The sequence below is a fragment of the Mucilaginibacter sp. P2_A4 genome (assembly GCF_056405015.1).
The window spans coordinates 688241-700096 of sequence record NZ_JBFUCX010000001.1 but is presented as its reverse complement, the minus strand read 5'-3'; the positions used below and the strand labels follow the sequence as shown (position 1 = coordinate 700096).

Here is an 11856-nt window from a genome sequence, read left to right as displayed (position 1 = left end):
ACAATAGAATTAACTCCCCATTTAACCTGTAAGATACAGGCCGTATAAATATTTAAAGAACTCCAAATTTTTTGTTCTTTAAATGTTGATTAAGGATTAAATGGAGTGGTTAAGGAAGATGGAACAATTTTACCCCAAATTTGAACATAGTGGTATAATTCAAAACTGGGCTGATCACTAAAGAGTGAAGTATCAATTACCGAAGGATCTGCCGTGAGATCGAACGAATGCTTACCAGACGTTGTTATTTCCGGCTCATACATTTTTATGTGACTATCTGCCGAATCTTTATAAATAAGCATCTGATGCCCTGCTTTACTATCTCTATTATTGTCTATTTGATTTGCCCTGGGCTTATGCGATGCATCAATCCTTCTAATAAATACATTTCTGGGATTACGGCCCTGTTCATCAACCTGGGTAATTGTACCAGTTTGTTGTGTAGTTGGCAAACCTGCCATATCAAACGTTGAATTAAAGCTTACGGCCCACGTATTTAGCATTAATTGCTCACCTGGATTGAGTGATGATGCCTGGGTTAACACCTCGGCCCTATTATTGCACCAAACATCCATATTTACCATATTTTGAGACAAATCAAGACTTGGGGTTATCTGGCTACGAACTGTATTGGCATTTGCTGCAGGTGTACCGGCATTATCAGCAAAAAAGAGGTCATGCACTGCCTCCATTGCCCAATACATATTACCATAAGTAGCCTGCCTGCTTGTAATTCTTGATTTAACAAAATCAATGACTCTCATAGCAGTTCGTTCCCTTGTACCAACTTGGGGCGCCTGTAAAAGCCCCTGCAGCGAAATTGCAGATAGGTAACTTATTGCAGCAGCCGGCCCCATTAAAATATGGCTCATTAATGCCACTGCCTGCACACAACGAACGGTATCACTATCGGTACCCGGCATACGATCATACTGCCCCAGCTTGTTGGCAATATCATTTCCATCCCATCCGCCGGCTGTAAAAGGTAAAACAGTTTCTGGTAACTGGCTATTTAACTCAATATCCGCCTGTGTCCGGCCTGCCGTCATGCTACCTGCCGGAACCGGAGTAGTCAACGAACTTGTATCTGGCATTCCCGCAGTTATTGTCATAGGCGGCATATTAACAACATCTGTATCTCTTTGAACTGACTGCGGCACATCTCCCTGTTGAATAGTATGGGTAAGCTCGTGGGCCAGCAACCTTTTGCCGCTATCGGTACCAGGATTATATTTGTCCTGGTTAAAATAAATATCTTTTCCTACGGTGAATGCCTGTGCATTTAATGCTTTTGAAAGCTGGCCCGATTCAGCTCCCGTATGAATTTTAACGTCAGAAAATTCGGTTCCAAAACGGCTTTCCATAAAGCTTTTAGTTCCCTCATCCATGGTGTTACCACCACCTTTAGATGATTCAATTTGCCGGCCGACATCACCAGGCACCGCTGTACCACTGATATCATTTTTCTTTTGTATAGATCCTGTAAGTGGGCTAAGCTGTGCTTTTCCTCCCTCACTAAAATGGGTTTTATGTTGAATAAATGAATTTTCTGGCATATTTACCACTTTGTCTGCAACATTATCAGCCTCATGTTCAAGCGCATCATCAGGCGCGCCAACACTTAATTTAGCCTGAAGGAACGGGCCAGCCACATTTCCCTCAAGCGACACATCGTTTTGTGGCAAATCTTGCTGCTGTACGGTTGCAGCAGGAGTAGCAACGGGTTCTGAAGCAGCAACTTCCTTCACAAAATATCAATGAAATTATATAGCTAAGAAAAATTACAATTTTAAAACAGGGACGCAATATGCAAATCATATTATCCTCCATCACCTGGCGATATAGGGCCGCGTCGGTTAAAATCTTTCAGACACTCCGATACTTAAATAAGCTTTTGAAGTAGTTAAATTCATCTATCAAAGCATAGGGCTTACCCATTGAGCCCTGGTAAGAATCTTCGATATAAGGCTGACCATTTTTCCAATTAACCGGCCAACTTAGGTTTACTCGCTTTTCTTCGTCTTCATCGGGCCAGTTTTCCCAGCCTTTAAAAGATCTCCTTAATGAAATATCTGCGTGGACAGGTAAGTCAAAAATGATTCTTAAAAGAATAAATAGCCGTGATTGTAACACATCATTATTATCCTTATGCGTAAATACTACACGTTCATTTTCAAAAAGATGAATAATATCATGCGAATCCATTTTTTGTATAAGCAGGGCGCATTCAAAATATAAGGCCCAGTCTGCGTCTGTAAAATTCCCGTCTTTCCAGGACTTTAACTTACTTATGAGTTCTTTTGCCTGGCTTATTACATTTTCCATTTATGGCTTTGAATCAACTTTATTAAAATGTTTACTTTCTTCACCGCAACAATTCCACCAGGAACTTGCCCAGCGCGAAGATGGCCCTTCTGTTGCAGCACCGTTAAACCATGAAGGTTCGGATTTAGTTGAGGGTAAGGCGCCGCTTGTTGGCTCTTTGCCAGGTCCCCAGCTGCTACTTCCGGCAGGTGCAACATTAAAATCGCCGAGGTCTCCGGTTACAGCCTTGGTAAAAAATTTAATGGTTCCTAAAGAAGTTTGTGTTCCGCTGGTGTTAGGCTGCGCCGGTCTGGTGCTTCCATCTGTCCAGGCATCTCTAACGGTTGTCCAGTCAAGTTTATCACCTTTATTTATTTTCCAGGCTTCCCAAAACTCTAATTTCGGCGCTAATTCTGTATAACTAATATCCGACGGACAATCGGCCTTGGTCTCTAATGATCTGATATGTTGAACAAGGTAACCATCATCCGGTGCCGGACTGCTCAATGCAAATACCCATTGAACATTTCGTTCGCCACATGTGCCTTTGCTAAATGAATGCAGCGAAAGATCTAACTTTTGCACTCTCTGAGCGCTGTTGCTCTGTTGAAGAGTATGCGTTAATTCATGGGCCAGCAAATATTTGCCGTTGTTTGAGTTTGGTTGATACTGGCCGTGATTAAAATATATATCCTTTCCTACAGTAAACGCTTTTGCATGCAAATCGTTACTAAGTTTAGCCGATTCGCCGTCTGAATGGATTTTCACACTATTAAAATCATGACCGAAACGCTTGCTCATAAATGAATTTGTTTGCTGATCAAGAGCTTCACCCTTGCCTAAAGACGATTTAATTGAATTTGAGGTCGATTCGTTTACTGCAACACCTCCATCTCCTTTTGCCTGAATCAGTGGTGTTACATCGCCGGCCAATGGTTTCCTTTGCACTTCTTCTTCTTTTTCACATTCAGCACATTTACGTTGGATAAAGTTATTGTCGGATGTATTCATCACGTGGTCGGCCATTGAGTCGGCTTCCTTTTCATAATGATCATCAGAACTTCCGACCGTTAGTTTAGGTTGAACAGAAAGATCATTCCCTATGGTTGTTTTCTCATTGTTGTATGATCCGGGGCCTGATTGAATACCTGTATTTTTAACTGTAGCAAACATACTTCCCTCCTTTTTAAATTGTCTTTCCGTCTTTTCTGAATTCTTTTCTTATACCTTCTAATACGTCAGGCTGACGTATTACACTTTCACCACGATGCAGGGCCATAAGTGATGCGTATTGAACAACGTTTATAATTGAACCGCCCGCAATTTCATATTTATCGGCAATGGCACTTAAATCCAGATCATCTGATAATGTGGTTTTAGTGCTAAACGCATTTTGCCAAAGTGAAAGGCGTTCATGACTTTTGGGTACAGGGAAATAAATAACGGATTGCAATCTGCGACCAAAAGCTTCATCAACATTGCTGCGCATATTTGATGATAATATCACCAGGCCGTTGTAGTCTTCAAGCCGTTGCAGCAGATAGGCTATTTCCTGGTTGGCATATTTGTCATGAGCATCAGAAATGGCTGTTCTTTTGCCGAATAAAGCATCTGCCTCATCAAAAAACAATATCCAGTTTTTGTGTTCCGCTTTAACAAATACCTTTTCGAGGTTCTTTTCGGTTTCGCCAATATATTTTGAAACAACCATTGATAAATCAACCCGGTATACATCAACTCCTGCAAGTTTACCAAACAGCCCGGCAGTAAGTGTTTTACCCGTACCCGGCGGTCCGTGGAACAATACTTTATACCCTGGTTTTAATTGCTTTTTCATTCCCCACTCGTTCATGAGTGTTTTACCATGCTCCAACCAAATCTTTATATCATTTAACTGGTCCATGGTGTGCCTTTCAAGCACGAGATCATTCCAGGAAAGGGTTGTGGTGATCCTCTTGGCAGGAAAATCCATACTGAACGATGGCCTGCGAAGTGTGCCACTGGTAAACAAATCTACATACTCGTCATTAATCAATAGCTGCCCGCTAAATATGGGTTCATTTGCTGGCGAAGAAGCCAGCCATAAAATATTATGAACCCTAAATAAATGATCAGTATCAAATATTTGCTGAGCCTTAAAACGCTTGCTGAGGTCATTGCCAGCAAGCAAAAACAAAGCTGTTTCGCCGGTTGGCAAAAAGCCGCTGTGTGCTGTTCCTTTCAAGCCCCCAAACTCAGTACTACCGCGATCTTTAGTTTGATTGCGGGTAAAAAATACATCAAGCGCCTGCGGGCAAATATGTGGCAATAATGCAAGCATTAGTACCAATCTTTCAGAAAATGTTAGTTTATAAAAATCAACAAACTCATAATAAACAGAGCGCCCCGCTGATAATTCAGGCGGGGGTATGCTATAAACTAAATCTGTTGCTGATGCTTCACCCCAATACCCCTCCAGGCGCGCCTGAAGTACATTTTGAAACCAGGTGATCTCATCAAGCAGGGCTGACGCGTTTAAATGATACGCGTCCTTATTTAGCACCGGGGATTCACTTACCATTCGCAATAAATTAACTCTTTAAGCCATGGAAGTTTTATTGTACCAATACCCCAGGGCAGGCGGTCAAGTAAAATATCAAAGCCACTTCGTTCAACCTGTATCAACCAATAATCATCTTTATAGGTTACCTTTCCTTCCCGCAAAATGAAGGTATTTTGTAAAGCTGCAATCCCTGATCCTTTTAAGGCTTCCCAATAACCAATCACAGTTTGGAGTAATAACCTTGACTCTTCCTTTTCTTCTTCAGTTAGCCCGATGCCGTTTACAATAACTTCGCTGGCAGGCAGTCCGCATAAGATTTTATTCAGCGCCATTTCCCATTCTTTATAATTCTCGTCACCGCTTTGCAGATAGTAAAGTAGTACAGCTGCTTTGGTTTGCGCTTCTGCAGATATGAACTGATCATTTTGATCAGTAAGCTTCAATGCATGAAAATAAGCTGGTAAAAACGGGTGAAGCAAAACCAGGCCTGCATTTTCAATATATAAATCATACTTATCGGGTTGGCTACTACGTACTGCTTTTTTTTGATTGAGCAACGTTTCAGAAGAATCGCCCGATCCATTTAGGGTATCAATATTTCCTTTTAATGATTCATGGAAAGCCAGGTTTAAATCAAGCGCATTGATCCTGTTTGTTATTTCATTTTTAGTAACCGGAAATAAACTCATCAATTGGTTTAAAAATGCTTTAAAGAAATTACCTTCATCAGCATGTAGCAAAACAAAGCTTAGCACCTGTTCATGAAATACTTTTAATGTTATGCCGAAAATGGATATAAATTGCTCTTTCTGCTTAAGGAGTATATCTACATTTACCTTAAATGCAGCGTTGTTAAATAAGCCTACAATTTGATCGATGTAATTATTATAAGCAGAGTCATCAAGATGATTAACCAGGCGTTTTACCAACTGTTCAACATCTTTTGCCGAAGAGTTACGTGCTTTGGATATGAGCTTAAGCAGGAGGTTACTTTGTTCGGCAGCATCCAGACCGGCAAGAAGTTCGGCAGGGGGTTGTCTCTGCTCTTTTTTATACCACCAGGGGTAATTCCCGTTTTCTAAAAAGTAAAATAGTGCCGAGCTATTTTGTTGCCTTTGGGAAACATATTGTAACGAAGCTACCGGCTCATGCTGTGCCCATTGGTCGTTTCCTCCAGATTCCGGAGCTTGTGTATTTTGCGGGTTTGCCTCAAATTGCTTTACCAGCTCGTTGATGATCTTTTGCTCGACTATTCTTATAAAGTTATCGTTAAACTCATCTCCGGCTAACGATCCAATATCAATTTTAATTGAATCTATTTTTAAAACTTTGTCTGATCGAACAGTTTGATGAAAGATCCGCTCAAACATCTTTGGCAGCTCTGTATTGGCTATTTCATTGATATATTGACTACAACTAAACGCAAGTTTTTCATTACAGGCCCGTATCCTGATCTTTTGCTTACAAATTATTACATCCCCATCCACAATTACCTGATAAAGCTCCTGGTTATAACATTAGCTCGAGTAGTTATCGCGGATACCTGTTGCTGCAAATTAGCATCCTGAACAAGGCTTGTAGCTCCATGCACATCAGCTAAAACGCTTTTTACCGCTTCGGCGTTGTTAGGATCAGCCGCAACTGATGGATCATTTAATTTCGTCGTTACAATATCCGCTGCTTTTAAGACCTCTGTTTCCTTTTCTGCTCTTGTAGGATCCTCAGGCGCAAGTTGCTGTAAGACAAGTTGTTTTTGACGAAGATCTGTAACATCGGCGGTAAGATTCTGGGTGCCAAAAGTTAAACCGCCAGTTGGAAGGGTGTTAAGAGTACCCTTACTCAAAACGGTTTTAAATAGCCCCGAATTGTCATCCAACCGGGAATTAAAGCTTGCTATCTGCGGAGCTATGCCATCAATTCTGGCATTGGTGACAGCCATTTTAAGATCAATTGTAGATGCTACTTTTTGGCTTACTACACCATCAAGTTCGGCTTCCTTGGCATACGGAAGTATATTGGCTTCAAAATGTTTCACATAAGTTGGCTTAAGTTCAAATACGTTATCAATTGGAAATTTAGGAATGAATGGCGTACCTTCTGGTAGTGGCAAGGGCAACGGCGTGTAAATCGGCGGATTTGGCACTACATCCTTATCAATGTTGGCGTATGGTAACATAAAATCTGCTATTACATTTTGATCATCGGCGGTATATACCAATACAAATGTACCTCCGCGTAAAACCCCGCCGGCATGCTCAAGCCCCGGATTGTCTTTCATAAAGTTACCCAGCATAAGCCCTGTTTTTTTCTTTACAACGGAGTCCTGGTAAATACCCGAAATAACATCTGTTTTCCTGATAACATCAGAATTTAGAATAAAATCATGAGGAATTGCTGCATTTGAAAAGGTGTATTGTTTAGTTTGAGCTTTTACGTTGCTTGCTGCGGTGACTACATTGGATATGGCAGCACGGTAACTCAGCATATTAAATTTAGGGTTAGCAATTTCAAGGCTGTTATCAAGCACGCTTTGTTTTGCTGTTTTAAACTCGGTAACAGGCACCGTTTGATCTTTAGCCTGAAGGTTATCATTTACAATATCGGCATTATCCAACCTATCATTAAAAGTGCTTTTTATTGATTTTTCATACATATATAAATGCGGAAAATACCATGGCCTGCCGGGTATGGTTTCCAGCTTCTTTTCAACCTGAACAGATTGAATATTTATTGGCAAGTTATTAGCTAAGATCACTCTGTTAAGTGCAGCCTCAACATCGGGCAATTTAAACCCTATGTGCCCTTCAATTCTGAAGAAGTTATAGGGCAGAATATTAAACAATAACGGGTTAAAAGTTGCCGCATCATTTGGGGCATATTGACTGGCCGAATAAGAAAGTATTTTATTTTCCCTTTTGCGGTTATTTGCTTTAAAATTCCAGTAAAGGTTTAATGGTAAATTTGGATTGAACCTATAGTAAAAAGGAATACTTCGTTTACCTAATTCAGCATCTTCATAAAAGCTTGGTGTAATTTTAAATCCCTGGTCAAGGTTTTGAAGCTCGACGGCAGTGGGCACTTTAAAATTAGTGATCATACTATGTATCCGCTTAAAGCAAAACCGGGTAAGCTCATCAGATTCATCATTATTGTTTAATATAGGTGACTCATAAAAATGGTGGCGGTATTCCAGATCAATTAATACCGGGGTAAACCTGCGAATGAGGACGCCTATATTAAAACGTATATTGCTGAGTAAAGCAGCCCTCGGGTTTAGCAAATTATTTATTGCCGTAGTGTTAATTGGTGGCAATTCTCTTATTGGCAACCCGATACCAGTTGGTCCGCCCACACCAGGCAACGTAATAATTGGATTTTTCACTGTTGCATCCCTAACCAGGCCAAGCAATACATGTTTTGGAAACAGGTCAACATCCGGAGAGCTTAGCATATCGTCAGAAAAAAGGCTTTCGCGCATTTCATTATAAGCATAGCTTATATCCCTGGCAAAATCATATACATACTGGGTAGATGTGGTTGTAGCAGCGGTAAAATACTGATCAAGCAAGGTACCCCAGTTTGTGGTTGGGTCGCCGCTGTCAAACTCATCTTCTACAATAAGCTGGCATACCTGGTAGGCCTTTGTTAATTTATTCTTTATATCATCCTTAACCGCCAGTACATTGTTAAAAGAGGCATTCAGTTCGGCGTAGGTATCAATTGCTGTGCTGATTGTTACCCTGGGGATGTTTAGATCATCGAGCGCGAAATAATCCTTGTTCATTGACGGCATACTTTGTAAAAGCGTACGCACATTGTTTTTATGAACCAGCAAAACCTTAAGATCCTTAACAGCTACCATGCCCTTGTTATCGCAATCAGTTCCTGTACACAGATCCGGATCGTTATCATAATCTTCCAGGTAAAGTATGCCCACATAATCTTTAAACACCGTGCCCGTTGTATCCTCGAGCGTTGATAAGTTTTTACCGGGAGTTGCCCCCACCAACTGGCTGTTGCTAAGCAGAAACATTGGGATAGTTTGATCTGTATCCAGATGAAAGTAGGAGTACTTTGCATTCTTATCCTCAAAGGTATCATACTGATCAAACTCCTGGTCGTTTTGAAACAGTAGCAGGTCTCCATCTGTGGTTATGGCGGCGCCTTTTGAAACCACCAGGTGCTTATTACTCAGCACCCCTATCTCTAAACCCGTAATTATACCAACCCCGATTGCCTGAGTACGGGTTAACCGGGTTTGCACATCCAGGTAATTAAATAAATCATTTAACTGATCGGCAGTTAAAACCTGGTCGTTTTCAAAAATAGTAAAGCGGGTATTGTCTTTACTTATGTTGTCGAGTACGTTACCCATAATTTTATGTTTTAAGTGTTCCCAATGCGTTTTGATTCAATAAAAAAAGTGTACGCTCTTCGGTGCTTTTGCAGTCCTCAAGGCGTGCAACAGGGTATACTGTTTTTAGCGCTGTGTAAATTGCTATGAACCTATTTAATTTAACGTTACCAACATCAACAGATTGCCCCGCCTTTACCCGGAGCCAGTCTTTATAAGCATCCTGAAACTCCACCAACTGTTCGTTGCTAACCCAGCATATTTTTACAAAAGCGTGGGCCGGAGCTTCCATCCGGATAGTTTGTTCGCTAAATTGCCTGAAACCAAGATTAAGAAAACGTGGTGCATAAGCCGGTAAAACAACACCGATGCGGAATGAATAGGGATCTTTGTCATCACAGTCTTTACAGTTATCATCAACACAAATTGGCAAAAAGCCATTATAAGATGCTGCAGGTGGTGATAATGGCGGACTTGCGGGCGGCTGATCATCCTGACTCGGTAAAAGCAACGTGTTTTCAATTAAAAACATACCTTCTTCTGCCCTGGTCTTTGTTACCAACGAAACCAGCTTTATAGTATCAACACTTGCAGCATTCGCAGATGCATATTTTATAACGCTGGTGCCAATGATTTTAGCAGCATTTAAAACCTGGTATGAAAAAGTGCCATCGGCATTTGTAATAATTTTTAAAGCCGAAGGAGTATAAAGTAAAGTAAGTGCATCATCAAGATCAAATGCGGCTTCCTCCTGTCCGGGATATTTTTGAGCCCCCTCCAATAGAATTTTGCCGGTACGGTAATCCATAATCCGAAACCAGTATTCATCTTTATTAGCAGCATTTAAGCCATGCTGAATAAGCGTAAATAAATTCACAAGGTTGCGCCTGGTAATATTATCAAAACCCAATAAACGTTCTAATCGTTTCTCCAGGCCGCTTATGTTATCCGTATCCCATATTTTACTACCATCGGTGTAATTGTATCCGCCAAACCGTTTAGAACTGTATTCGGGGTAATTTTTAAGAAAATCAATTTTATCCTGAATAATATCATCCGGATTTACAACTGCCGGACTTATAACATCCTTAGGATTTGAGGTAAAGCCGGAATAAAGCACGTTCACATAATCAAAAAACGATTCGGCAAACCGCGAAAGCAAATGATCCAAAAATAAATTTCTCCGTTTATAATAAGTAGGCTTGTCCTCGGCAGCCGATTGAACATTTGAACTTACTGTATTTTTGTTTACAAATAATGTATCGGCATCTTTAAAGCTTTTTACTACTTGTGTAAAATAGGTACTTGATTCCTGGTTTACCGAAAACAAGTTAGGCAAATGTGAAAGCTGCGAAGCATAGTTGGCCAATTGCTGATCAAAAAAGTATAAATACCCCTGCAATTGTTTTGCTTGCACTTTTCGTTCATCTGTAGCATCGCCGGGCAAGCCCCAATGGCTTATTCCGTAGTTTTTGGGCAGATGATTTTGAAAAGAATAGTAATTGCCTGTATCTATAAAGCTGCCTGTATCAAATGTAATATCTTCAGTTAATACTTTGTCATTGCCAACTATGAAGTCGCTCATCAACTTATCAAACCTGCTTTTAATGATATTCATATCCGGCCGCAACGGGATTCCGTTTTTATAGATCAAAATATTGGAATCAAGAATATTGATTAAAGGTTGTTTTCCGGCAGCTACCGGAATTATCCATTTATTTGGCAATTCGGTAGCCTGATCCAAGGGATTAAAAATGATATCAAGAATATTAATTATGCCATCAACATTCAATATTTGCTGCATGATATCAGATAAATGAATTTCTGTTTTCAGGCCGGCGTTTATTAGTTCATCTTCTTTAATAAAACCGTGAATAAGCATGGGCCCTTCAAAAATCACATCAGAAGTGTACCCCTGCGCCAACAGATCTTTAAGCCAGTAAAATTTTATTAGTGGTGTTAAGTATAATTGAATATTAAAAAAAAGTTGAGCAACGGCATCAAAAGGGTCCGCACCGGGCTTTAGTTCCAATTCAGTACAAATTCTAAATTCTTGCCGGGCGACTTCGCTTATGTATAAAAAATCTTCGCAAAGGTTGCGGTTTTGCATCAGCACCTTTCTAACGTTATCTTTAATCCCTTGTTTAAGTGTTTCGGCTACGTTAGTATCAAACTCAATAAGCACATCATAAAAACCCTGCACATTTACCGGTTCCCATTTCAAACTCAAAGGTTGAGTAAATTGTAGCTTTTTCAGGCTGATATCGGCAAAAATAGGAATGGTTCTTTTTTGCAACCATGCATTTTTTACGCCTACAATATCAATTAGCAGTTTGCGATAATCATTTATAGTTACCGGTTTGTTAGGGAATATCTGGCCTGCCGAAAAGAAATGTTTAAGGATATTGGCCTTGGTATCGGTAGGTGTGGCCAATAAATCGGGAATGGTATTATTTGTTCTGTAACTTAAATCGGTAATTACATAGCAAAGCAATTCAAGCGTAGTAATACCCGGATCGTGTACGTTATAATCCGTCCAGAGAGCGGATGCAGTTTTTTCAATATGGCCAACTCCAACCTTTCTTAATTCTTCAAAATCAAAAGCGCTGTTTTGAGGTTTTTGCGGTGAAATAGTTAGTGCATCACTCATGGGTTA

7 protein-coding genes are annotated in these 11856 nt (G+C 40.3%); all 7 read right to left on the bottom strand.

What is annotated here, in order from left to right; translation table 11 throughout:
- Nucleotides 1-89: 89 nt before the first annotated feature.
- The 7 genes from AC1DYB_RS02795 to AC1DYB_RS02765 all read right to left on the bottom strand — a co-directional run bounded on the left by AC1DYB_RS02795 (nt 90) and on the right by AC1DYB_RS02765 (nt 11850).
- Nucleotides 90-1748 (bottom strand): eCIS core domain-containing protein, encoded by a 1659-nt coding sequence (locus AC1DYB_RS02795; RefSeq protein ID WP_477432216.1) that lies wholly within the window; start codon nt 1746-1748, stop codon nt 90-92.
- A gap of 118 nt (nt 1749-1866) precedes the next feature.
- Nucleotides 1867-2325, bottom strand: a complete 459-nt coding sequence (locus AC1DYB_RS02790; protein WP_477432214.1) for a hypothetical protein — start codon at nt 2323-2325, stop codon at nt 1867-1869.
- A complete protein-coding gene (locus tag AC1DYB_RS02785) occupies nt 2326-3477 on the bottom strand; it encodes an eCIS core domain-containing protein (RefSeq protein ID WP_477432212.1) in 1152 nt (383 codons plus the stop codon).
- Nucleotides 3478-3490: 13 nt separating this feature from the next.
- On the bottom strand, nt 3491-4864 hold the full coding sequence (locus tag AC1DYB_RS02780; protein ID WP_477432210.1) for an ATP-binding protein: 1374 nt from the start codon (nt 4862-4864) through the stop codon (nt 3491-3493).
- Nucleotides 4858-6333, bottom strand: a complete 1476-nt coding sequence (locus tag AC1DYB_RS02775) for a contractile injection system tape measure protein (RefSeq protein ID WP_477432208.1) — start codon at nt 6331-6333, stop codon at nt 4858-4860. Before AC1DYB_RS02775 ends, AC1DYB_RS02780 begins: the two co-directional genes overlap by 7 nt.
- A gap of 2 nt (nt 6334-6335) precedes the next feature.
- On the bottom strand, nt 6336-9221 hold the full coding sequence (locus AC1DYB_RS02770) for a hypothetical protein (protein WP_477432206.1): 2886 nt from the start codon (nt 9219-9221) through the stop codon (nt 6336-6338).
- Nucleotides 9222-9225: 4 nt separating this feature from the next.
- The gene (locus AC1DYB_RS02765; protein ID WP_477432204.1) at nt 9226-11850 is read right to left on the bottom strand and encodes a hypothetical protein; all 2625 of its coding nucleotides are present in this window, start codon (nt 11848-11850) and stop codon (nt 9226-9228) included.
- Between the last annotated feature and the right edge of the window lie 6 nt (nt 11851-11856).